This is a genomic window from Geobacillus sp. LEMMY01, assembly GCF_002042905.1.
GTDB lineage: Bacteria > Bacillota > Bacilli > Bacillales > Anoxybacillaceae > Geobacillus > Geobacillus proteiniphilus.
In genome coordinates this window covers 37,342-60,950 of record NZ_MVKA01000021.1, presented here as the reverse complement: position 1 = coordinate 60,950, position 23,609 = coordinate 37,342, and the positions used below count along the sequence as shown (strand labels likewise).

At 52.0% G+C, this 23,609-nt stretch carries 21 protein-coding genes and 2 pseudogenes; 11 read left to right on the top strand and 12 right to left on the bottom strand.

Going from position 1 to position 23,609, the window contains the following annotated elements:
• Positions 1 to 104 precede the first annotated feature (104 nt).
• The 3 genes from B1A75_RS11445 to B1A75_RS19915 all read left to right on the top strand — a co-directional run bounded on the left by B1A75_RS11445 (position 105) and on the right by B1A75_RS19915 (position 2,583).
• Positions 105 to 527, top strand: a complete 423-nt coding sequence (locus B1A75_RS11445; RefSeq protein ID WP_074043273.1) for a PepSY-associated TM helix domain-containing protein — start codon at positions 105 to 107, stop codon at positions 525 to 527.
• Between the two features lie 234 nt (positions 528 to 761).
• A complete protein-coding gene (locus B1A75_RS11440; RefSeq protein WP_079936217.1) occupies positions 762 to 1,967 on the top strand; it encodes a S1C family serine protease in 1,206 nt (401 codons plus the stop codon).
• 472 nt (positions 1,968 to 2,439) lie between these two features.
• Complete coding sequence (locus B1A75_RS19915) at positions 2,440 to 2,583, top strand: hypothetical protein (RefSeq protein ID WP_176202410.1); 144 nt, start codon at positions 2,440 to 2,442, stop codon at positions 2,581 to 2,583.
• 351 nt (positions 2,584 to 2,934) lie between these two features.
• On the opposite strand, the gene B1A75_RS11435 is transcribed toward B1A75_RS19915, so the two are convergent.
• The 4 genes from B1A75_RS11435 to B1A75_RS11420 all read right to left on the bottom strand — a co-directional run bounded on the left by B1A75_RS11435 (position 2,935) and on the right by B1A75_RS11420 (position 8,314).
• On the bottom strand, positions 2,935 to 4,068 hold the full coding sequence (locus B1A75_RS11435; RefSeq protein WP_079936216.1) for an IS4-like element IS5377 family transposase: 1,134 nt from the start codon (positions 4,066 to 4,068) through the stop codon (positions 2,935 to 2,937).
• Between the two features lie 314 nt (positions 4,069 to 4,382).
• Positions 4,383 to 4,784 carry a hypothetical protein gene (locus tag B1A75_RS11430; RefSeq protein WP_021321954.1) on the bottom strand — a complete coding sequence of 134 codons (402 nt, stop codon included), beginning with the start codon at positions 4,782 to 4,784 and terminating at the stop codon, positions 4,383 to 4,385.
• A 183-nt stretch (positions 4,785 to 4,967) separates the two neighbouring features.
• Positions 4,968 to 6,926, bottom strand: coding sequence for a phosphodiester glycosidase family protein (locus B1A75_RS11425; RefSeq protein ID WP_079936215.1), 1,959 nt, complete (start codon positions 6,924 to 6,926; stop codon positions 4,968 to 4,970).
• A gap of 155 nt (positions 6,927 to 7,081) precedes the next feature.
• Positions 7,082 to 8,314 carry a CAP domain-containing protein gene (locus B1A75_RS11420; protein ID WP_079936214.1) on the bottom strand — a complete coding sequence of 411 codons (1,233 nt, stop codon included), beginning with the start codon at positions 8,312 to 8,314 and terminating at the stop codon, positions 7,082 to 7,084.
• 219 nt (positions 8,315 to 8,533) lie between these two features.
• On the opposite strand from B1A75_RS11420, the gene B1A75_RS11415 reads away from it, so the two are divergent.
• Positions 8,534 to 9,277 carry a hypothetical protein gene (locus B1A75_RS11415; RefSeq protein WP_079936213.1) on the top strand — a complete coding sequence of 248 codons (744 nt, stop codon included), beginning with the start codon at positions 8,534 to 8,536 and terminating at the stop codon, positions 9,275 to 9,277.
• Between the two features lie 288 nt (positions 9,278 to 9,565).
• On the opposite strand, the gene B1A75_RS11410 is transcribed toward B1A75_RS11415, so the two are convergent.
• The 3 genes and pseudogenes from B1A75_RS11410 to B1A75_RS20285 all read right to left on the bottom strand — a co-directional run.
• Entirely contained in the window at positions 9,566 to 10,621 is a 1,056-nt protein-coding gene (locus tag B1A75_RS11410; RefSeq protein WP_079936212.1) for an RNA-guided endonuclease TnpB family protein, read from the bottom strand.
• A 50-nt stretch (positions 10,622 to 10,671) separates the two neighbouring features.
• Positions 10,672 to 11,091, bottom strand: a complete 420-nt coding sequence (locus B1A75_RS11405) for a GNAT family N-acetyltransferase (RefSeq protein ID WP_079936211.1) — start codon at positions 11,089 to 11,091, stop codon at positions 10,672 to 10,674.
• Between the two features lie 21 nt (positions 11,092 to 11,112).
• A pseudogene (locus B1A75_RS20285) lies at positions 11,113 to 11,271 on the bottom strand (DUF4351 domain-containing protein); the annotation flags it as partial.
• Positions 11,272 to 11,508: 237 nt separating this feature from the next.
• Between B1A75_RS20285 and B1A75_RS11395 the strand changes: the two are divergent.
• From B1A75_RS11395 to B1A75_RS11375, 5 genes are all read left to right on the top strand, one after another.
• Positions 11,509 to 12,513, top strand: a complete 1,005-nt coding sequence (locus B1A75_RS11395; RefSeq protein ID WP_079936210.1) for a LacI family DNA-binding transcriptional regulator — start codon at positions 11,509 to 11,511, stop codon at positions 12,511 to 12,513.
• 166 nt (positions 12,514 to 12,679) lie between these two features.
• The gene (locus B1A75_RS11390) at positions 12,680 to 13,759 is read left to right on the top strand and encodes a Gfo/Idh/MocA family protein (protein ID WP_079936209.1); all 1,080 of its coding nucleotides are present in this window, start codon (positions 12,680 to 12,682) and stop codon (positions 13,757 to 13,759) included.
• A 118-nt stretch (positions 13,760 to 13,877) separates the two neighbouring features.
• Positions 13,878 to 14,627, top strand: coding sequence for a ThuA domain-containing protein (locus B1A75_RS11385; RefSeq protein WP_013524061.1), 750 nt, complete (start codon positions 13,878 to 13,880; stop codon positions 14,625 to 14,627).
• Complete coding sequence (locus B1A75_RS11380) at positions 14,624 to 15,778, top strand: Gfo/Idh/MocA family protein (protein WP_079936208.1); 1,155 nt, start codon at positions 14,624 to 14,626, stop codon at positions 15,776 to 15,778. The genes B1A75_RS11385 and B1A75_RS11380 overlap by 4 nt, the downstream gene beginning before the upstream one ends.
• A 120-nt stretch (positions 15,779 to 15,898) precedes the next feature.
• Complete coding sequence (locus B1A75_RS11375) at positions 15,899 to 16,870, top strand: sugar phosphate isomerase/epimerase family protein (RefSeq protein WP_079936207.1); 972 nt, start codon at positions 15,899 to 15,901, stop codon at positions 16,868 to 16,870.
• Positions 16,871 to 17,057: 187 nt separating this feature from the next.
• Here B1A75_RS11375 and B1A75_RS11370 read toward each other — a convergent pair whose 3' ends face one another.
• The 5 genes and pseudogenes from B1A75_RS11370 to B1A75_RS11350 form a co-directional block, all read right to left on the bottom strand.
• Positions 17,058 to 17,534, bottom strand: a complete 477-nt coding sequence (locus B1A75_RS11370; protein WP_013144984.1) for a CBO0543 family protein — start codon at positions 17,532 to 17,534, stop codon at positions 17,058 to 17,060.
• 152 nt (positions 17,535 to 17,686) lie between these two features.
• The gene (locus B1A75_RS11365; RefSeq protein WP_079936206.1) at positions 17,687 to 18,037 is read right to left on the bottom strand and encodes a hypothetical protein; all 351 of its coding nucleotides are present in this window, start codon (positions 18,035 to 18,037) and stop codon (positions 17,687 to 17,689) included.
• A gap of 102 nt (positions 18,038 to 18,139) precedes the next feature.
• Positions 18,140 to 19,195, bottom strand: a complete 1,056-nt coding sequence (locus B1A75_RS11360; RefSeq protein WP_014196139.1) for an RNA-guided endonuclease TnpB family protein — start codon at positions 19,193 to 19,195, stop codon at positions 18,140 to 18,142.
• A gap of 4 nt (positions 19,196 to 19,199) precedes the next feature.
• Positions 19,200 to 19,597, bottom strand: a pseudogene (gene tnpA / locus B1A75_RS11355) (IS200/IS605 family transposase).
• A gap of 250 nt (positions 19,598 to 19,847) precedes the next feature.
• Positions 19,848 to 20,306, bottom strand: a complete 459-nt coding sequence (locus B1A75_RS11350) for a CBO0543 family protein (protein ID WP_025039170.1) — start codon at positions 20,304 to 20,306, stop codon at positions 19,848 to 19,850.
• A 198-nt stretch (positions 20,307 to 20,504) separates the two neighbouring features.
• Between B1A75_RS11350 and B1A75_RS11345 the strand changes: the two genes are divergently transcribed.
• Both B1A75_RS11345 and B1A75_RS11340 read left to right on the top strand, forming a co-directional pair.
• Positions 20,505 to 20,831: a nucleoside triphosphate pyrophosphohydrolase gene (locus tag B1A75_RS11345; RefSeq protein ID WP_011231590.1), complete on the top strand. Its 327-nt coding sequence runs from the start codon at positions 20,505 to 20,507 to the stop codon at positions 20,829 to 20,831.
• Positions 20,824 to 23,271, top strand: a complete 2,448-nt coding sequence (locus tag B1A75_RS11340; RefSeq protein WP_025039172.1) for a DEAD/DEAH box helicase family protein — start codon at positions 20,824 to 20,826, stop codon at positions 23,269 to 23,271. The genes B1A75_RS11345 and B1A75_RS11340 overlap by 8 nt, the downstream gene beginning before the upstream one ends.
• Positions 23,272 to 23,609: the final 338 nt, after the last annotated feature.

Genomic DNA, 23,609 nt, shown 5'->3' with positions numbered 1-23,609 from the left:
CTGTGCGCTTGGCTTCGCTCGCTAATGGAAGGGAAGGATTTTCACCATTTTTTCACTTTCCTTGGTTATGATGATGGGCGAAGAGGAAAAGGAGGAAAACGGCGATGAGGAAAATGAGGAATTTGCATCTTTGGATTGGATTGATCAGTTCGATCTTTTTGCTTGTTGAGGCGGTGACGGGCCTGCTTCTGTCTGAACCATGGCTCATCGGCCAGACCGAACGCGGCGAGATGCATCGCGCCATGCAAGAAGGCGGCACGTTCAGAGCGGGACAAGCATCTGACGGAGGAGCAGCCGCCGCACCGGTGGCGCCGCGCGCTGAAGGGGGAGGGACGTCGCTTGGAATGTTCATCCGCCAGCTGCACGAAGGGCGAATCGGCTCGCTCGACATCCGTTGGGCGGTCGATCTTGCCGCAGTGGCGATGATCATTTTAACGGCGACGGGCATTTACTTGTCGATTCGCACGCTCGCAGCTGGGCGCAGGCGGAAGCAAAAGCGGACGCCCGCCGCGCCGGAGACGGTCTAATCGGAAAATCGTCAGATGCGATTTTGGAAAGATGGAACGGAACATGCAGCTCAACCATTGTACGGCGCAAATGGAAAAGCGGCGGAAAGGATCGTCTTGTCTTTGTGTAAGACCGATGGATGTAGGAGACATGGTTGTGTTTCATCCGCCTTTCCGTTGCTTTGTCGGCATTCGCTCGAAGCTGTCCAATGTTTGGTTATGGATGACCATTCATGATAAAGGAGGAGATGACAAATGGACATGATGCCATTTGAACCAACACCAACTCCGCAGCCGAAACGCCGCGGCCGCTTCGTATCGTGGCTTGCCGCTTCCGTCGCTGGGGCGGTGATCGGCAGCGCGGCGACATGGTATGTAGCGCCGAAATGGATTCACGGCGAAACCCATTCCCAAACGGAAGCGGCGGAAACGACCGCAAAAAGCGAGGCGCTGCCATTGCAGCCGACCTCGAGCACGAAGACCAACATGATCGCGGCGATCAATCAAGTCGCCGATGCGGTCGTCGGAGTCGTCAACATTCAGAAGCAAGTGGACTTTTTCTCTGATCAAGCACAAGATACAGAAGCGGGAACGGGTTCGGGCGTCATCTTTAAAAAAGAAGGCAATGTGGCCTACATTGTGACGAACAACCATGTCATTGAAGGAGCGAACAAAGTGGAGGTGGCGCTCCCGAACGGCAAAAAGGTGAAAGCCGACATCGTCGGCGCGGATGCGTTGACCGATTTGGCCGTCTTGAAAATCCCAGCCGATGGCGTAACGAAAGTGGCGAGCTTCGGCGACTCGTCGAAAGTGCAAATCGGCGAACCCGTGGCGGCGATCGGCAACCCGCTCGGGCTTGATTTGTCGCGGACGGTGACGGAAGGCATCGTCAGCGGCAAACGGACGATGCCGGTGTCCACATCAGCCGGCGATTGGGAAATCGACGTCATTCAAACTGATGCGGCGATCAACCCGGGCAACAGCGGTGGGGCGCTCATTAACAGCGCGGGTCAAGTGATCGGCATCAACAGCATGAAAATCGCGGAAACGGGCGTCGAAGGGCTCGGCTTTGCGATCCCAAGCGAAAATGTCAAACCGATTGTCGAACAGCTCATGAAAGACGGGAAAATCAAACGCCCGTACCTTGGCGTACAGCTCGTCGATGTGGCCGATTTGTCCGATGACGTCCGCACTGATGAACTGAAATTGCCGTCCAACGTGACATATGGTGCGGCCATCACGTCGGTCGAACCGTTCTCGCCGGCGGCCGATGCCGGGTTGAAGTCAAAAGACGTCATCGTCGCGATCAACGGCGACAAAATCGACAGCGTCAGCGCCTTGCGTAAATATTTGTATACGAAAACATCGGTCGGCGACCGGATTAAAGTGACCATCTACCGCGACGGGTTTGAGACGACCGTATCTGTCGCCTTAAAAGCGAGAGAAAGCAGCCAGTCGTAAGAAGAAATCGCCTCTTTTCCAGCGAATCGGCGGGGAAGAGGCGATTTTTTGTGGATCAAACAAAAGCTGGTCCGTGCCAGCAGCACTGTTCCAGCGACTCAATGGTGCTTTAGGATGGCGAGAAACGGCTGCATGTCCGCGAGCAGGTGCGCGTACAATGGGGGGCGCCCATGGCTGAAACCGTAACGCCGCTCGGAAGGATGTTGCTGCGGGAGGGCCTCGTTGGCTGTTGACTCAAGGTAGCCAAGCGGCAGGACGGATGTTCCGAAGATTCACTCACCTCTATCTAAATGCAGATAGGGAAGTGTTAGAGATTTTTTATTTTTATGAACATATTACTATACTTTAAATGATAATAAAGACTCTGTTTGTAACTATTCAGCCCGTACATAGAAAAAATTTACGAGAGCCGGTTTGTTCGTACCTTCCTTGTCTATACTCATTACCATCATAGACATGGGAGGTGAACACAATGGCAAATGTTGCTTTTGGCTTCCAAGAAGCGGTCTTCACACTCGAAAGCATGGTGGCAAACATCGAACGTCAAGCACAGACCATCGAAAAACTCATCAACGAAAATAAACAGTTAAGACAAGAAAACCAGCAATTGAAATAAATATTCGTCCTCATGTTTTTCATAACAATAAGGACATCTAAAATTACATTGTAAAGTAGTTGCAATTGTTAATCCAAAAGAATCGTTTCTGAATTTATTCAAATTTGTTAAATATTTGTATAAACCTATTTCATCCTTGGACTTTTCAACCACAAATCCAGCTGCTTTTAGATCATCTAGATGCTTATCTGGCACCTCATTAAACCGACCCTGATTTATTTTTCTAACAGATTCCCTATACTCTTCAGAGAGCTTAACAAAAGCACCCGTATGACTATTGTACAAAAAGTAAATACCTTCCCGTTTAAATGGGACATTAAATTGTGAAACTTTGTACAACACGAGTGTTGATTATCCAAAATTATACATACGCCTTCCATAAATTTGGGCATACTCAAACAAAGCAGCGGCCATCCCGGATTTCCAATCGAGAGGAAGCTGCCCAGAGAAAAAACGGCGAACAAACGAAATGAAGGAAAGAGAGACGTTCGTCTGTTTTTTGGTTTGATCATACAGCCATCGCAGCAACACATACGCGATGAACGCCGCAAACAGTTGGTTGTATACCGCATTTTCCGTCGTGCCAAACAAGGTCGGGACATTCAGATATTGCTTCACCCAACGGAAAAAGACCTCAACAGTCCAACGTTGTTGGTACATGTCGGCAATGGTTTCCGCAGACGCATGGAAGAGGTTCGTCACGACCCGAATGTCGCGGCCATTCGCATCTCGAAAGATCACCACCCGGTGACGCTTGGTGGAGCGGCATTGTTTCGTCCCCAACTGGCACGTGAAGTCGGCTTGAACCGATGAAGATGCGCTCGGAAGGCGGTTCAAGCTTTTTTTCTGATGAAGTTCGATGTTGTCTTTCATCCGAATGACAAAGAGCTGATGCTGCTCCACAAATCGATCGAGGCGTTCGATTTTGAAATACGCCCGGTCTTCCACCAGCACTTGTTGAGCGTTCGTCAACTGTTCTCCCACCGGGCCATCATGACGCAGTCCGATGGTTTCCACCACGTCTGCCGGCAACGAGGATTCCGGCGAATACGCGACGTGCAGCTTCACTCCGGCGCGTTCGCCGTGATACGGCGCCCATGGCAGGCGGTTTTTCCCGACCGTGACGGTCGTCGAATCCACCACCCGAAGCGGTTTGGGAAACCGAAGCGAATGGCGGGTTTGGCGGTTGCACTTGGAAATGATCAACGCCAACAAGCGTTTCATGATGTCATAGGGAACTTCTTTCGCTTTCTTGGATACAGTTGAATAATGGAATCGCGGCAATCCATACAGAGGCCCCACATCGGCTCCGTGGCGAAAGCTTTTCCATTGATGCATGGCGGCCAGCAGGAAGAAGTGAATCAACTCGCGCAACGTAAAGGTTCGAGACGAATCACGATACCCAACCGCTTCGGCAATCAGTTGAATCTCTTCATCCGAAACAAGTTTTTGCATCAAATTCGGGAGTGTGGTATGCTTGTTCATAGWGAGCACCTCCTGGGTTTGTTTGTGTCGTTACTCACATTCTACAGGAAAGGTGCTCTTTTTTCTATACCCTTTGGATTTTATTGGATAATCAACACGCCTGATAGTATAACATAAAATTAGTGAAAATTAAATTTTATGTGGAAAGGAGAGAAGGCGATTCCTCTCCAACTTTCGCTAACGCTTAGAAGTTGGAGTCTCCTCGCCAAGTTGTGATGAAAATATGTTCTGAAAAAAATCGAACTTAAGCCCTTCAAAGCATAAAATAAGGCCGACTCTTCAGCCACCTTTTTGACTGTCAGAGCCAGCCTTGATCAACTAAAGTCCGGCCAATGGGTTTGCTGCTTGTCGCCGTCGATTTTGCTCAGCGTCCGGTAGCGAAACGGAACGATTTCCTGCTCTGGCTTGCCAAGAAACTCTTTCGCCCATTCGAACGGAATCAAATCGAACTGTTCCTTGTTTTCAGCGATAAAATAGACGCCGACGACTCTTCCTTGTTGATTGAGGTCAATCGTTAAAAAAGCCGGGTAATACGTGCCGTCTTGCGCCCGCAGCACCGCTTTGGCCGTCACCCGGCCGTCTCCTTCGTCTTCCACATCCGGATTGGCGATTCGCTCCAACACTTTGATCGCCCATCCTTGTTTTTTATATCCTCCGACCAGCTTCGGCGGATTTTTCCGCAACTGCTCCAACAACGTTTGCTCGTCCATTGTCAAGCTTTTGCCTCCCTTGCGGTTTGCCTATCCACTCGTTTTATAATATATACAATACTTTTCAGAGAAATGCAAATGCCTAGAAGAGCAGCATGCAAGGACTTTCTCGATTTAGGAACCCCTATCGATGAGCAACATCCCTTGTTCATTCACCATCCTTCTAGGCAAGCAGGGGAGGCGAGCGCATCAGCGGAAGATGGCGCGAAGGCCGTCGATGTAAATCGCTCCGGCGTTTTTCCGCCCCGCTTCCGTTTCCATATAACGCACCGGCATCTCCAGCATGAGCGGAAGCGCGACATCGCTAGGCACAGCGGCCTGCACATATTTCCAACCGGTCCAATCGACATGGCGGGCAAAATCGATCCAGATGCGGCGCCCGCTTCCATCCCGCAGCTGGGCGCGCAGCCAATGGCCGCTTCCGTCTCCATACACCCACATGCCAATCGCTTGCGGCCGTTTCGAAATCCAAATCGCTTCCTCCCGACTAGCATAGACGCCGGATGTCCCTGGCATCCCGCGGAAATCGTATGAAATTTTCAGCGCCTGCTTTCCTTCTCTCACCTTCTCCATCGTCCGCTCGACCGCCGCCCCCACATAGTTGACGCCCGATGCATTCCACTTCGACTCCGTTTCAAAATCATCAAGCACTTCTTCGCTTTCCCCGTTCTCTTGCGTCTCTTTGTACACAACAAGAAGCGCATTCGCCACCGGCCGTGCGATTCCATCAGACGGTTTGTTTTCGACTTTGAGCTGCCCGTTTGGCTGGCGGACGACAAATGTCGAAGAACCGCCGCCATCGAGCGTCATCGCATCGACTGCGCCAAGCTCATGCATCAGCTTGGCCAGCTCGTTCAATGTCATTCCTTGGCTATGAGCTGGTTGACGGCCATCGACAACGACGAGCATGACGTTGCCGTTGCGGTCAATGCCGACGGCTGTACGCGGATGGACCCCTTCAATCGAAAACGACTGCACTTGGCCATCCGCCACCAACCGGTATCGGCCGCCGAGCGCTTCTTTCACCCCACTCCATTCGGGCTGGTCATACTGAAGGGAAATTTCCACCGCATCCCCTTCTTTCGCCTGCCGCAAATAGTCGCTAGCCCGGCCATGGCCCGATAGCACGAGCTCTCCAGGCTGGAGCGGTTCATCGCCTTGACCGACTACAACTTTCTTCACCGTTCCGGTGACCGTTCCATTCCCGTTCAACACCCCTTGTACATTCGTCAGCACGACTTCCGTACCAAGGGCATTCGTTTGGGTGGAAGCAGCGAAATATGGAGTGTACAAAATTAGCTGATGAGCGCGCCGCGGCTTGTTGATGCCATCGATGGGGTATGGGCTTCCTTGTCCAATTCGAACGCCAATTTGAACATCTGGGTTTCCAATCATCGGCTTCCCATCAGCGCTGATACCAAAAATCGTCCGTTCCGCCGCCGGCGTCGTATTCGTCATCACGATTTCCCCGCGGTGCACCATCAAATCGGTCGGCGAACCATCCTCTTTGAAATAATCGCCGTTCACCGCCGCCAACACCGTCCCGTCGCGGCCATCGTACCGTTTTGCCTGCTCAAGCACCGGTTCGATGCCAAGCACTTGATCATTGGACAGCGCCGTCTCAATAGCCAGCCTCTCATTCGACGTATCGATGTCAAGCTTGTACACGTGTTGCTTGCCGCGCGCGCCGACAATTTCCATTTCTTCTTTTTCTACCCCAGGCGCCACGCGCGCCGACGCCTCCTTCACCACCGTGCCGACCGCCAGCTGCCTTGCCCCATACTTCCCCGGATTGACAAGCTTCAGCTTCTCCCTCGACGGCGTTTTATACACAACATGCCCTTTGATATTGGTGACGTAATATCCACCGCCAACCCCGTATTGGCCGCCAAACGCCTCGTCATACGAATACACCCGGTACTGTTCTCCAGGCTGCAGCACGCGGACAAACGTCAGCGTCCCGTTTTCCCGTTTCCATAGATTAATAGGTTTCACGATCTGCAATTTTCCAATTTGCCCCTGCACAAGGCGCATGCCTTCCCAGTAGACGACGTTCGCCCCGGCATCCGCTTCTGTCGCTTGCAGCGCCGTCCATGCGGCCAACACCGCCCCGACCCCAATGCGGATGATGTTCTTCGCTTTTCCCACTGGTCCCCTTTTCCTCTCTTTCTATCATTTTGTTGCAATCGATTCTATTATACGACAAACTTCTACAAAAAGGGGGATCTTTTTCCATTTATCTTGTCAAAAAAATGTCCCAGCACTGCTGGGACGCTCTTGAGAAGCGAAAGGATCATCCGCGGTCACGGAGTATAAAACTCTTGAGAGTAGTAGGGTTGATTGAATGAATTGAACGCCACCCCAACGCCGAGGCGGGTAAAGTCCGGGTATAAAAGATTTTGCCGATGCCCGAGCGAGTGCATCCACGCTTCATGGACGAAAATCGCATCGTACTGGCCGTAGGCAATGTTTTCCCCTGCGACATGATAAGTGATGCCATGGCGCTTCAGGCGGTCAAACGGCGACAATCCTTGCAAGTTCGTATGAGAGAAGTAGTGATGGACCGCCATATCTTCGCTATGTTCACGGGCGGCCGCCGCCGCTTTCGCATCCCAGACAAGCGCCGGAAGCCCGTGCAAACGGCGCGCAGCATTCACCAGATCAAAAATTTGATATTCATAGGCAGCGCGCAACTCCTCCGTCGCCGTTCCGTAAAACCCGGGCTTTTCATCCTCGAGCGCCCGATTGACGACAAGCACGCCATCCACCCGGTTGTTGTTGTACCGGTCATAAAAGAAGGTGATGTAGCGGCCGTTGACAAGATAGATCCCGTATTCGTCATTTTGAATGTTGTAGACGGCATCCTTTTTTTGGATGAAGGCGAGCGGCCGGCCGTAGCGCGCTTCCACCACCGTTTTCGCCGTTCCGATGCCCGTTCCTTTTTTCGTTTGGACGATCGGTTGGTTCGTGTACATCGCCGCCACCCGATCACGGTCATAGCTCACCATCAAAAAGTTTTTGTAACCGCCCTGATCATACGCCTCCCAATATAGGCCGTAGGCGTTTTTTGTCTTCCGCTTCGCCTTGCCGTACATCGCTTCGACCTTGGCGCGCGAGTCGCCGATCGCCACCCCGTTCATCGTGACATCGGCCATGTTTGCCTTCGCCCGCTGCACGCATAAAGCAGCGGCCAACTTCTCTCTTGACGGCGTTTCATAGCGGACGCGGGCATCGTTCTTGATCCCATATCCTCGGCCGACATCAAAATAGCCGCCGCGCAACGCGTACACGCGATACACCGCACCGTTTGGCAGCGTCTTCACTGCTTTGTTCGACAACCATAGCTCTGTCCGCGCCACCACCGTCAACCGGCCGATTTGTCCGGGCTTCAGTTCAGCCCCGTCCCACCACACTTTCTCCGTTCCGACAAGCTCCCCGCAATCCTCCGCCTTGACCATTGATGAACTCGGCATCCAAAGCCATCCGGCCGCAGCCAACAGCATTCCGATTGCCACCGTCTGCACCCATTTCCTCACTTCCGCCCGCTCCTTCCTTTCTCTTTTTCTTTCATCATAGATATCTTTCCATCAAAAGAAAAGAGAAAAAAGAATGATTTCAAAGAAAAAGAGGACGCTTTGGTTGTGCAAATTTCGAAATTTCGTCAAACAAGCTTCGCGCCCACTTGGCTAAGGGCGAAATATAGGGTAAAATGGATCATATTATTCTTCCATTTTCGTGAGAGAGGAGCATACTTTATGAAGATCATGAAAAAATTTCTAACAGTCTCAGCGCTAAGCGCCGGAATCCTTCTGTCGCCATTTCACGTCCACGATGCGCAAGCAAAAGTTTGGTGGAACGGCATGGAATTGGTGCAGGGACAGATCGGCAAGTTGACCGTTTTAAAAGATACCGAGCTTTATAAGTTACAAGGAGAGAAGAAAGTTTACATAAAAACGTTAAAAGCCGGTGGAGTCTATCGCATTTACACGTTTAAACCTGGCATGTTAGGTTTAGGCGGCGGATATTATGTCGATCGCGATGCCCGGGTAAAATACGAAACGCCGTCCAAAGCAAAACTCAATCAAGTCAAAATGGAGCAACTGTTCCGTGGAGTAAAACTCGGCATGTCCACTTCCCAAGTCAAGAAGTTGGAAACCGCAAAATTTATCCTACAAGAAAATATAGACGGCGGCCAAGCCTGGGTCTATTCGACTTCTCTTTTCGGATATCATACGCTGCTCGTCTATGGATTTGAGAACGGAAAGCTTGCCTTCTACGGCTACTCGTTCGATGCCGGCCAGGAGTATACAAACGATCAGCTCACAGCGATTTACAACAATCTGAAACAACAGCTCATCACCCTATTTGGAAACCAGTATGAACAGTCCGATTCTGGCCAAGGCTACCCGCCTGCACTCGCATTTCACAAAGACGGCCTTGTGATTGCCCTTTCCTATGATGCGGACGGGTTGGCGGTTACGGTCACGAGTGAACAATAACGTGCAAAAAGCGAGGCTGTCCCATTCATTCGGACAGCCTCGCTTTCTTGCTTACTCCCCATTCACCAACTTCAACTTTTCCTTCGACGGCGTTTCGTAGCGGATGTGCGTGTCGATGTCTGTTACTTGACACTCCACACGCCTAAAGGGCGTGGGATTCTTGGGTCGTTCGCGTCCTCATCCATTTCTGGTTCGGACAACGCCCAAGTTCGGGGCTGTGTCATCAGCCCATCCCATCGGGTTAGGATGTACCCCGATGGGCGGCGCACCTGTGACCAGTGCGCTAGGTTAGGCGCTCAAACCCGAAATCGCTTTGGCGATGTTGATGGCGCCATTCAGATCGACATGAATCGTATATCCGCATTTTTGGCATTGGAAGTGGATGCCGTTTCTGTTTCCTTTATCTCGATAGCCACAACGACAAGTTTGGCTTGTGTAGGTCGGATTCACCCACTCGACCCGAATGCCCGACATTTCGGCTTTGTAAGCAATCATCGTTTGCAGCTGATGAAACGCCCATGAATGAAGATTCCGCCCCGCTTCTTTCATGGATGTTGCCCGTTTCCGAATCCCTGTCAACTCTTCCATCCGAATCACGCCAACACCGTTGGCGAGGGCAAAACGGACGATTTGACGGCTGATTTTATGGTTTCGATCCTTCATCCAGCGGGACTCTTTACGGCCGATTTTGCGAACCATATGGAGCTTCTTCGCTTGGCCCAACGTTCGCCGCAAAGCCGCATATCGTCGGCGAATGAAAGCGCATTGGCTGCCCTTGAAAAACAACGATTTCGTTCCCACGCTGGCAACGGCGATATAGCGAAGCCCAAGGTCAACCCCCATCACCTTTGTTTCGTGTCGCGGCTCCACTTCAAATGTGATCGCAACAGCCAAGTACCATTTCTTTCTCTTTTTGTAGAGCTTGGCTGCCCCTTGTTTGGCTGTTCCGTCCAACAATCGATTCAGCCATGCTTCTTGATAGGGACGCGTGACCACCGGCACACCGACTCGCTTCTCTAATGTTGGGAATGAAACGGTGTAGAACTCTCCTTTCTTTTCAACCTTTACGTTTTGATTGTTAAAGCAACACCATAATGTTCGAAACTTCTTTGTTTTCTGGTTTTTCTTTTGGGACTTCACTTCTCGAATCGTTTGATTCACGACAGCAGAAGGAAACCGTTGCGACGAAAACTCTTTAAATAGTTTGCTCGTCGCTTGATTCAGCTCGGGATGATTCAACAGCCAATTCGCAAACGCTGTATTCACTTCTGTCATCCGTTCGTACATGTCTTGTTTGACTTTCGTTGGTTTGTGCAGCTCCAGCTTTAGTGTGATGGTCGGCATGGATTCACCTCCTTATGGCGATGACAGGATACCATTTTTTTCAGAATCATTCAATATGAAGAAAACGGCTCGCTTTCATCCCACCCCTCAAGGAGAGGGCTTTCTCGCTCACGGGTCTGTAAACGAATCTCTGAATATCCATCCTGTTTAAGATGTTCGATGCCGGTTTCTATTAATTTCCTTGCAATTCCCTTTCCCCTAAATTCTTCTAACACAAACAATTCGTAGATAAATCCATATATTTTCTCAGTGAGCGGGTCTTGGCTTGCTCCGATTAAAATCCAACCCATGAGATGATTGCCTTCCGTTGCGATCAAATAATAGCTCCCTTTCTGCAATAATGGCTCAATCAGTTGTTTGACTTTTTCATCTGACGGTTTTGCCTCGCCTAATGTGCCATCGAATAATGCTTGTGGTGTGAGTGATAAAATCTTTTTGTATTCCAAATCGTTTGGTTTTCTAATTTCCATGGAGTTCTCCTCTCCCAACTATCGCACCAACATGCGCAAAAACTCTTTTTTCAACTCGACTTTCTCACTCTCAGTATACCTCATTTTGCTGAGGAGGGCAGCTGCCATCGGATTGTCATGCCGAATATAATCCCGCCAATGTTTCTTGCGCAGCTCTACGGGGAAAAAGCGAAACTGCATAGAGCCTAAGTTTTGAACGCTGTCCCGCCTACGCCTGCGGTTGGAGATAGGAAGCATCGATTCATCTCATGCTTACGCTTGCGTAGAAGCTTTCTTGATGCGGGATGATCTTTTTAGCCTATGAGAAAGGGGCAAACCATGTCTAAGACGGATAGGAAAAACAACGCTTGACAACCGCCCTGTCTTTCATATACGATGGAGATGTAATCGATTACATAACTGAGAGGACTATAACGAATGGCAAGCATAAAAGACGTGGCGAAACGGGCGAACGTATCGACGGCGACCGTATCGCGCGTGCTGCGCAACGCGGGCAACGTCACCGAAGAGACAAGGCAGCGCGTGCTCGAAGCCATTGAAGCGCTGAACTACCAGCCGAACGTGCTCGGCCGGTATTTGCGGCGGATGGAGACCGAGACGGTGCTCGTCGTCGTGCCCGATATTACGAATCCGTTTTTCTCGAAGGTGCTGCGCGGCATTGAAGCGGTCGCCCTCGAGCACGGCTATCAAGTGCTGCTTGGCGATACGCAAAACGATGTCCGGCTTGAGGAGCAGTATTTGAATTTGCTGCCGCAGCGGCAAGTCGACGGGATGATTTTTTTGACCGCCCGCATCCGCAAAGAGCTGGTGGAAGAGATGGCGCGGCAGTTTCCGATCGTCTTGGCGTGTGAGTATTTGGAAGGGGCGGACATCCCGACCGTTTCGATCGACAACATCAGCAGCGCCCGCAAGGCGACCGAACATTTGATCCGCCTCGGCCATCGCCGCATTGCCCACCTGTCCGGGCCAATGAACATCATTTTAAGCCGCGACCGGCTGCGCGGCTACCAACAGGCGCTGGCCCAGCATGAGCTTGAGGCGGACGCCGCGCTCGTGCAGGAAGGCGATTTTACCTATGAGTCCGGATATAATTTAACGTTGAAGCTGCTCGCTCTTGAGAAGCCGCCAACCGCGATTTTCGCCGCCAACGATGAGATGGCGATTGGGGCGATCAAGGCGGTTCGCCATCGAGGCGGACGCGTTCCCGACGATGTGGCTGTTGTCGGATTTGACGACATTCAAATGGCCTCGATTTTTGAACCGAGCCTCACGACGATCGCCCAGCCGATGTTTGAGATCGGGCAAAAAGCGATGGAGTTGTTGCTTGGGCTCATTGAAGGAATCGATGTCGAGCGACGTCAGCTCGTTCTTCCCGACCGGCTTGTCATCCGCGATTCGTGTGGAGGAGGGCGCTCTGCCTGAAGGGGCGGGCAGCGCTCTCCCGTCCAATGCGGGGAACGGGCGGATTTTTTTAGCATGGTGATGTAATCGATTACATCACTGCTTGGCCGTTGTTTTAGAAAACGGACGGCGAATCGGTGCAGCATATGGAACAGAGAAAACAAATGAGCGCAAGGGGGAAAAGGACATGGGAAACACGCTTCCAATCCGCCTCGGCTTGATCGGAGCCGGAGGGATTTCCAATGAACACATCAAGGCGGCGCTAAAACTTTCGGAGCGCGCTGTCTTGCAGGCGATTTGCGACGTCAATGAACAAGCGGCCGCGGAAAAAGCGAAAACGTACGGCATCCGCAACGTGTACCGCGACTACAAAGAACTGCTCGCTTCGCCTGATGTCGATGCCGTCATCATCACGGTGCCGAACTTTTTGCACGCCCAAGTGTCGGTCGACAGCTTGCGGGCCGGAAAACACGTTCTTTGCGAAAAACCGATGGTGACGAAAGCGGAAGAGGCAGACGCCATCATCCGCGCCCGCGATGAGTCGGGCAAGCAGTTTATGGTCGCGCTGAACAACCGCTTCCGCCAAGCGGCGCAGTGGCTGCATGAGCGAATCCAATCCGGTGCGTTCGGTGAGGTTTATTATGCGAAAACGGGCTGGGTGCGCCGCCGCGGCATTCCCGCATGGGGGGCATGGTTTTTTGACCGCGAGCGCTCCGGCGGCGGCCCGCTCATTGACCTGGGCGTCCATATGCTCGATGTGACGCTTTGGCTGCTCGGGAACCCGAACCCGGTCGCGGTGACCGGGAAAACGTACGCGAAGTTCGGCCCGCGCCATCAAGGGGAGTGGCCTGGGACATCGTTTGCGCCTGATGCCGCCTATACGGTCGAAGATTTCGCCTCGGCATTCATCCAGCTGGAAAACGATGCGACGGTGCTGCTTGAGACGAGCTGGGCGTCGCACATTGAAGAAGAGCGGGCATATGTCGAGTTCCTTGGCACGGAAGGCGGCGTGCGCTGGGAGTGGAATATCGCCGGCAACCGCCAAGAAGTGAAATGGTTCCGCAACGAACACGGCGTTCCGGCCGATGTCACGCTCCATTTTGATGATCAAAGCGAACGGGTGGCGCTCCTTGACCATTTCTTGACGAGCATCGCCGAGAACACGCCGCCGCTTTGCACCGCTGAACAAGGGCTTACGATCGCCAAAGTGTTAGAAGCGATTTACGCATCGTCCGACCAAGGGCGGCAAGTCCGCATCGAATGGTGAGAAACGCTCCATGAATCGCACTGGCGTCCCAACGAGTCGCGAACATGGGAAAACATTCCAAAAAACACTCCGCCTAGCCGCATACAGGCAGGCCGAAAGAACCAAGGGGGATCAACGAATGACCACACCGATCCGCGTTGTCGTCTGGAACGAATTTCGCCATGAAAAGAAAGACGAACAGGTAAGAGCGATTTATCCGGAAGGAATGCATACCGTCATCGCGAGCTACCTAGCCGAAGCTGGGTTTGACGCCGCGACCGCTGTCTTGGACGAACCGGAGCACGGCTTGACCGACGAGGTGCTCGACCGGTGCGACGTCCTCGTCTGGTGGGGGCATATCGCCCATGATGAAGTGAAAGATGAGGTTGTCGAACGCGTCCACCGCCGCGTGCTGGAAGGAATGGGGCTCATTGTCCTTCATTCCGGCCATTTCTCGAAAATTTTCAAAAAGCTGATGGGGACGACATGCAATTTGAAATGGCGCGAAGCCGATGAAAAAGAGCGTCTCTGGGTCGTCGCCCCGGGCCATCCGATCGTGGAAGGAATCGGACCGTACATCGAGCTTGAGCAGGAAGAAATGTACGGCGAGTTTTTCGACATCCCAGAGCCGGACGAAACGATTTTCATCAGCTGGTTTGAAGGCGGTGAAGTGTTCCGCAGCGGCTGCACGTTCACGCGCGGAAAAGGGAAAATTTTCTACTTCCGCCCCGGCCATGAAACGTATCCGACGTATCATCACCCGGATGTGCTGAAAGTGATCGCCAACGCCGTCCGCTGGGCCGCGCCGGTCAACCGTGGGGAAATCGTCTTTGGCAACGTCAAGCCGCTTGAGCCGATCAAAGCGAAACAAGGAGGAGTGACGCAGTGAAACCGATCAACGTCGGCATTATCGGCACGGGCTTTTCCGCTTCTTCCCATATTGAGGCGCTCCGCCGCCTGCCGTTTGTGAACATTGTCGCCATTGCCTCAAGCAGCCAAGAAAAAGCGGAGGAAGCCGCGCGCCGGTTCGGGATTCCGAAAGCATACGGCGACTACCGCGCCTTAATTGACGACCCGGACGTCGAAGCCGTTCACAACTGCACGCGCAACGTTTCGCATTTTCCCATCAACAAGGAGGTGCTTGAGGCGGGAAAACATTTATTGTCGGAAAAGCCGCTCGCCATGGACAGCGAACAGTCGGCGGAATTGAAGCGGCTCGCTGAACAAAGCGAAAGCCTTAGCGCGGTCTGCTTCAACTACCGCCACTACCCGCTCGTTGTCGAGGCGAAAGAGCGGCTTGCCCGTGAGGCGAAGCGCGTCCATTTCGTGTACGGCGGCTATGTGCAAGACTGGCTCTTGTATGACACCGACTACAACTGGCGGCTTGAGCCGGCGCAAAACGGCCCGTCGCGCGCCATCGCCGACATCGGTTCGCACTGGTGCGACACGGTTCAGTATGTGCTCGGCAAAAACATTGTGGAAGTGTTCGCCGACTTGCGCACCGTCCATCCGGTTCGCTACAAGCCGAAACAGGAAGGGAGCACGTTTACATCCGGCAGCAACCAAGACGCCGAGCCCGTCCACATTGACACGGAAGACGGCGGCAGCGTGCTCGTCCATTTTGACGACGGCACCCATGGGGCGTTTACGATTTCCCAAGTGAGCGCTGGCCGGAAAAACCGGCTCTATTTTGAAATCGCCGCCGATGAGATGACGCTCGCCTGGGACCAAGAGCACCCGAACCGCCTCTGGGTCGGGCGCCGCAACGGCCCGAACGAAGAAATCGTCCGCGACCCAGCGCTCTTGTCGCCGCAAGCCGCCGCTTACGCCCATTATCCGGGCGGCCATGAGGAAGGCTGGCCGGACGGGCTGAAAAACCTGTTCCGTGATTTTTACAGCGCCATCATCCGGAAACAACGCGGCGAGGCGCTCGGGGAACTGCCGTTTGCGACGATCGCCGACGGCCACCATACGATGAGGATCGTCGACGCCATTTTGGAAAGCCATCGCACCAAACGGTGGGTGCGGGTGGCGGAATAAGCGGCGGGATGCCGAACGTGCAGGCGTTCGTTCGATCAACTCGTCCGACGAGAAACAAAAACAGAGCGGCACGGCGGCCGTCTGGCCGTTGCGCGCCGCCAAAAGGGGGAGAATGACAAAATGAAAGTAGGCGTATTTACCGTTTTGTATCAACAGCTGCCGTTTGAGGAAATGCTTGACAAAGTCGCCGCCATGGGCATTGAGGCCGTTGAGCTTGGCACCGGCAATTACCCGGGCAACGCCCATTGCGATCCCGACGCGCTTTTGGACCAGCCGGAAAAAATCAAAGCTCTGAAAAAAGCCGTCGCCGACCGCGGCCTTGTGATCAGCGCCTTAAGCTGCCATGGCAACCCGCTTCATCCGGACAAAGCGTTCGCGAAACAGTCGCATGATACATGGCGGAAAACGGTCAGGCTCGCTGAGCAGCTTGAAGTCCCGGTCATCAACGCCTTCTCCGGCTGCCCGGGCGACCATCCCGGCGCCAAATACCCGAACTGGGTCACGTGCTCTTGGCCGCCGGATTACTTGGAAATTTTAAAATGGCAATGGGAAGAAGTCGTCATCCCGTACTGGCGCGAAGAAGCAGCGTTCGCCAAGGAGCACGGCATCACGCAAATCGCCTTTGAAATGCATCCGGGCTTCGTCGTCTACAACCCGGAAACGCTCCTCAAACTGCGCGAACACGTCGGTGAAGCGATCGGCGCCAACTTTGACCCGAGCCACCTGCTTTGGCAAGGCATCGACCCGGTTGAGGCGATCAAACTGCTCGGCCGCGAAAAAGCGATTTTCCACGTCCATGCGAAAGACACGTACTTAGACGAAGCGAACATCCGCAAAAACGGTGTGCTCGATACGAAACATTACAGCCAAATCCTTGACCGCTCGTGGGTGTTCCGCACCGTCGGCTACGGGCAAAGCGAAAAAATGTGGCGCGACATCGTCAGCGCCCTGCGCGCCGTCGGCTACGACTACGTGCTGTCAATCGAACACGAAGATATGCTCGCTTCGATCGATGAAGGGCTGTCAAAGGCCGTCGCCCTCTTGAAAAAGGTGTTGTTCAAAGAAGAACTGCCGGAGATGTGGTGGGCTTAAAAAAGAAGGCGGCAAGGAGACCGAGGCGCTCTTTGCCGCCTGTATGCTTGCTTTGACATCTGCCGCCAAGAGGATCTCACGTTTTCGCCATAGGGGCTTCATGCGGACATTCGTCCGACCGCAAACAGTTTCTTTTGGAAAGCCAACGTTGTCTCTTGTCCGTTCGGGCGCTTCCGTGACGAAGCGGTCATGAACGCCAGCGGACGGACTCTTCCCAGCGGTTGATCAGCTTCATCAGCATCCGAATGGAAAACGACAGAAGAAAGATCGTGACAAACGAATGCATCCATGTCCACGTATGGTACGTGATCAAATTTGTATACTTTTCATAAAGAACTTCTATGAACGTCAAAGCGGCTGTATACAAGGCGCATTGTCCGACAATGCCGAAAAAGCTCGAATGGTACGACGTTCGATAAAAATACACGCACATGATCGGATACAGAAAGTATTCAAACAAGATGCTCGTGTCGAAGTATTGCCCCAAAAACCTCACGGGATAGTCGAGCAAATGCTTTTCGACCACAATGACACCGAAAAAGGTGGAAAAATAAGCTTTCAATAAAAACACGAGAATCACGTCTTTAATGGGCGGTTTGCGCAAGCTGAAAACCAATAGGATGAGGCCCAGCACCAGCAACACCCATAAGTGGATTCGATCCATGTCTTCATCCTCTCCTGTCAGGGGTTCTGTTGTCCAGCCTGTGCTGTGCGGCCGATGAGAACGTCATAGATCCACCGGGTGTTTGATCAGGCATGGGTGCAAGCGCAGCTGTAGAACGATTCATGTAGGGCGGCCCAGGGCGCAACAGTCTTTTACATAGCGCGCGCCGTCTGGCTGCGGATGCGCCCCTTCAGCAACAGAAGTCGATGCCCGTCCACCGTCAAATCGATCATCGCCCCGTTCAATATGTCTTCGCCTGATTTCCGCCCGTTCGCCTGCAAATACTTCACCCGATACCATTTTCGTCCATATTCAAAATAGAGATACTGTCCGCGCTGGAAATCGATCCAAAACTTCACCGCCTCGCCGTTCACGGTCTTCCATACATACCCCCAAGCCCGGTCTTGGCGGATCGGCGCCATTTTCGGGCGCGCGGAATTGATGGCTTCTTGACACTCCGCACGGCTAAAGCCATGGGATTCTTGGGTCGTTCGCGTCCTCATCCATTTCTGGTTCGGACCACGCCCAAGTTCAGGGGTGTGTCATCACCCCGTCCCATCGGGTTAGAATGTACCCCGATGGGCGGCGCACCTGTGACCAGTGCGCTAGGCGCTCAAGCCCGAAATCGCTTTGGCGATGTTGATGGCGCCATTTAAGTCGGCGTGGATGGTGTATCCGCACTTTTGGCATCGGAAGCGGATGCCGTTTCGGTTCGCTTTCTCTCGATAACCACATTTACACGTTTGGCTCGTGTAGGTCGGCTTCACCCACTCGACCCGAATGCCCGCCATTTCCGCTTTATAGGCGATCATCGTTTGCAGTTGATGAAACGCCCAAGCATGAAGGCTTCGCCCCGCTTCTTTGGGCGATGCCGCCCGTTTCCGAATGCCCGTCAAATCTTCCATCCGAATCACGCCAACACCGTTGGCGAGCGCAAAGTTGACGATTTGACGGCTGATTTTGTGGTTGACATCCTTCATCCAACGGGATTCTTTACGCCCGATTTTGCGAATCATATGGAGCTTCTTCGCTTTGCCCAACGTTCGCCGCAAAGCCGCATATCGTCGGCGTACAAAGGCGCATTGGTTCCCTTTGAAAAACAGTGATTTCGTTCCCACGCTGGCCACAGCGATATAGCGAAGCCCAACGTCAACGCCCATCACCTTTGTTTCGTGCCGCGGCTTCACGTCAAAGGTGATCGCGATCGCCAAGTACCATTTCTTTCTCTTTTTGTAGAGCTTGGCGGCCCCTTGTTTGGCGGTTCCGTTAAGCAGCCGATTCAGCCATGCTTCTTGATAGGGGTGCGTGACGACCGGCACGCCAATTCGCTTCTCCAGTGTAGGGAAGGAAACCGTGTAGAACGCTCCTTTCTTTTCCACCTTCACGTTTTGATTGTTAAAGCAACACCAGAATGTTCGAAACTTCTTTGTTTTCTGGTTTTTCTTTTGGGACTTCACTTCTCGAATCGTTTGATTCACGACGGCGGAAGGAAACCGCTGCGACGAAAACTCTTTAAAAATTTTGCTCGTCGCTTGATTCAGTTCTGGATGATCCAACAGCCAATTCGCAAACTCTGTATTCACTTCTGTCATCCGTTCATACATTTCCTGTTTGACTTTCGTTGGGTTGTGCAGTTCCAGCCTTAGTGTGATCGTCGGCATGGGTTCACCCCCTTTTCTTTTGAGATTCCACATAATGTTTGATGGTTTCGCTTGATCCATTCCCTGCTGTACTCACGAAGAAAGAGCGTGTCCAAAGACTAGGCAAATGAGATAAGTGTTGAAATTCCTGCCTTAATCGTCTGGGAGTCACTCCTTTCACTCTTGCCATCATATCTGATGGAGAATCAGAAGGGAGGCCATTCAAGAACAAACGACAACGATCAGGCATCACTTCCATCGCAAGGATGACCCCATCATTCTCTTGGCAAATTTCTCTACTAACTGCTTGAATCGCTCTTCCACTCTGCCTACTAACACCTTTCTTCGATAACGCGGACAGAAAACAAAATGATAGTAAATCAACGATACAGTTGTTTTCGTTCTTCGATATTCTTGTTCCATATTATAGATCGTATCAGTTTTAATGATTATACTACAACATCTAAAGAGAAAGATGGTGGCTCTAAGCAATCCTCTTAAGGGATTACCGAGCAATGCCGTCTTTCATCCCTCGATTGAAACCGTGGGCTTTCAGACGGCATTTTCTGTAATACAGGCGGTGTTTGATGTCAAACAGCACCATCCTATTCGCCTCCTTTTGGACAACTATACTATATGTATAGCGCCAACTAGGAGAAATAGACATGCCAGCTCACCCGTTTTCTTTCAGCAGCCGTCCCGCCATCACCCGAACCGCGAGCGTCACGACAAACATCGAGACGAATGAATATCCCCACTTCCACGTATGGTATTCGATCAGGTCGGTGTGCCGCTCCAACAGGATCTCGACCGCCGTCATCCCCCCTGTATAAGCGGCGCACTGCATCCATATCCCCTTCCAGCCCGAGCGGCGCGATGTCCCGTAAACGTACACACTGACAACAGGGTAAAGCAAGTATTCAAAGATCACGCTGTCGTTCGTATAATCTGGAAACAGCCGCACCGGATAGGCAAGCATTCCCGCCCCGCTGACGATCAGGCCTGCCAAACTGGAAATATACGCATTCAGCAAAAACGAAAGCCATACTTCCCTTGGTGAAAGAAAGCGGAAGCTGAGCCCCAGCAAACCGATGCCCACCGCAGCAAGCAGCCAAAGGATCGAGTGTTCCATCATAGCCCCCAAGCGCGAATTATGTCGATTTTTCTTAGTATGGGATGAAAGAGGGGGGAGTATGTGAAATTTTTGGTGTTTTCATTTTGCAACAGGCAATAGGCCTTAGAAACGGCGGTCTTCTGTGTGTTCTTTCCTATGAAAAAAAGGCGAAATTTTGTAAAATGGTAGTATAGTTTTGTAAATGGAGGAATGGACATGCCGATGTACAACAAACTCGTTCGCGACCGCATTCCAACCATTATTGAACAAGCGGGAAAAACGTTTACAACCCGCATACTTGACGATGAAGAGTATAGGAAAGAACTGCAGAAAAAAGCGTTTGAGGAGCTTGAGGAATACGTCCAAGCGGAAACGGATGAGGCGGCTCTTGAAGAGCTCGCAGACGTGTTGGAAATTATCCATGCTTTGGCTGAATGCCATGGCGCTTCGATCGAGCAAGTGGAACAAATCCGCGCCAAAAAGGCAGAGAAGCGCGGTGGTTTTCGAGACAAAATTTTTTTGATCGAGGTTCACGATGAGTAAGGTGGAGTTGATTTCCAGACGTCTTCTCGACAAGTTGCAGGAACAGATGAGCCGCTCGTCGACGATATACATACTGACATCGTTTGCCATGAAGTCCGGGGTTCGCTTATTGAAGGACAGTTTGCGGGCAGCTGCAGAGCGGGGGGCGGATATCAAAATTTGCGTTGGTGATTACTTGTTTGTCACTCAGCCAGAGGCGCTGCGCGAGCTCATATCCATCCACCCGGACATCGAGGTCCGCTTGTATCGGAGTGAGGGAATTTCCTTTCATCCGAAAGCGTACCTATTTGAAGATACAGAAGGCGGCTACTTCATTGTCGGTTCTTCCAACTTGTCCCGTTCGGCGCTCACTGACGGTGTCGAATGGAACCTTGGGCTGGATAAGAGCGTTGATGAGGATGTATTTGCCGAAGCAATGGAGCAGTTTTTAAAGCTGTTTTACGCTCCGGAAACCGTGCCGGTCAATGCCGAAACGGCCGCTGACTATGAAAAGCAGCATCAAGACTATCATCAGCGGCACCCCAATTTAGCCCGCATATGGGCGGAGAATGAAGAAATCGAGTTGATGCTTCCGACGGAAACGGAGAAGAAGCAAGAGGGAGAGACGGCGGACAAGGTTGATGTTGTCCATGAAACGGCGGCGCCATATGGAACGATCCAGCCGCGCTTTGCCCAAGTTGAGGCGTTGGAGCGGTTGGAAGCTGCCTATGAAGAAGGGTACGACAAAGCGATGGTTGTCATGGCGACCGGGCTGGGAAAAACATACTTGGCCGCTTTTTTTGCCCGCCGTTTTTCGCGGGTGCTGTTTATCGCCCATCGCGAAGAAATTCTTCGCCAGGCGAAGCAGTCGTTTGAACGCGTGATTCCTGATCGAACAGCAGGACTGTACGATGGCAATCAAAAAGAAGGAAATGCCGACATGGTGTTTGCCTCGATCTTTACACTAAGCATGAAAAAACATTTGCATTCGTTTCGTCCCGACGCATTTGACTTGATCATTGTCGACGAGTTCCACCATGCGGCAGCCCGCTCGTACGAACGCGTCCTTTGTTATTTTCAGCCGAAATTTTTGCTTGGCATCACTGCTACTCCAGATCGGAGCGACAACAAAGACGTATACGCCCTTTGCGACGGAAATGTCGCGTATCGCATCGATTTTATCGAAGCGGTGCAGCGCGGTTGGTTGGCTCCCTTCCATTATTACGGGGTCTACGACGACACAGACTATTCGCAAATCAAGTGGCTTGGCAATCGCTATGATGAGGAAGAACTGCTTCAAGTGCAGCTTCGCGAGGAGATGGTGGAGAAGATTTTGCGAGCGTGGGAGAAGTATAAGAAAACAAGGACGCTTGTCTTTTGTTCATCGATCAGGCAAGCTGATTTTCTGTCCGAATATTTCCAGCGTCACGGCTACCGGACGGTCAGTCTCCATTCGAAGCAGACGGCTATTTCGCGCAAGCAGGCCATTGCCATGTTGGAACGCCGTGAACTGGACGCCATTTTCACCGTCGACTTGTTCAATGAAGGGGTCGATATTCCTTCTGTCGATACACTTTTGTTCGTGCGGCCGACGGAATCGCTGACCGTCTTCATCCAGCAAGTCGGGCGCGGGCTGCGGCTGTACAAAGGCAAGGATTATTGCGTGATTATTGATTTAATCGGAAACTACCGGAATGCGGATGTCAAACTGCGCCTGTTTGATACACAGCGGGGCGAAACGAAGAAAAAGGCGCGGGAATCCGTTGTGCCAACGGTTCCGGAAACGTGCGAACTGCATCTCGATGTTCAAGCCATCCATCTTCTCGAAGAGATGCAGAAAAAACGCCAACCGCGCAAAGAACGGCTGCTTGCTGATTATCGGGAGCTGAAACAGGAGCTTGGCAGACGGCCGACGTATTTGGAACTGCATCTCCAAGGCCGAAGTGAAGCGGCGGAGTACAAACAAGAGTTCGGATCTTATGTCGCCTTTTTATATTGGGCGGGGGAGTTGTCGGAGCTGGAAAAGGAAGTGTTTCTAAAACACGAGCCGTGGCTTGTTGAAATGGAACGTACGGTGATGTCAAAAAGCTACAAAATGGTTGTTCTAAAAGCCATGCTTGAACGTGGACCGTCCGGATGGCACCAACCAATTACACCGCAGGAGGCTGCCCCGTTTTTCCATCGGTATTTAACGGAAAAAGAATACCGAAAGCGCATCGATTTTTCCGACGGAGAAACGAAGCGCCTCTGGGAATATGACCAGGAAAAGGTGAGCCGGTTGATCGCCCGCATGCCGATGACGAAATGGAGCGGCAGTTCGAATGGGCTGATTTCCTTTGCAAATAACGTTTTTGCGCTCCAATTTGCCATTGAGAACGAGCATGAAGAAATATTGCACAACTGGACAAAAGAGATTTGCGAGTATCGGTTGCATGTGTATTTTGAAAGGAAGGGGGGATGAGAAAACTCCTCTCTTTTTTATGGTAGTTTACGGTGATTGCAAGAAAATACTGTCGGGCATCAGATTCGGGCAAGTTAGGCGGCCAGGCATGGATATGATTTATGATTTAGTATAGAAACGATGAGAAAAGAGCGGCTTAGGTTACTCGATAGAGGGACTGTTATCGTTTATTACTGATCCATTTTTGGTGGTTGATGCGAAGGAAAATATTATTCACGTAAACTCTGCAGCAGAACGATGGATAAAGAAATTAGACTTAGAAATGCTAATGAGGTATTCTTTGGCGCACGTGTATCGGGGAACGTGATTTTGGGATAGAAACTAATACCCTTAATCGG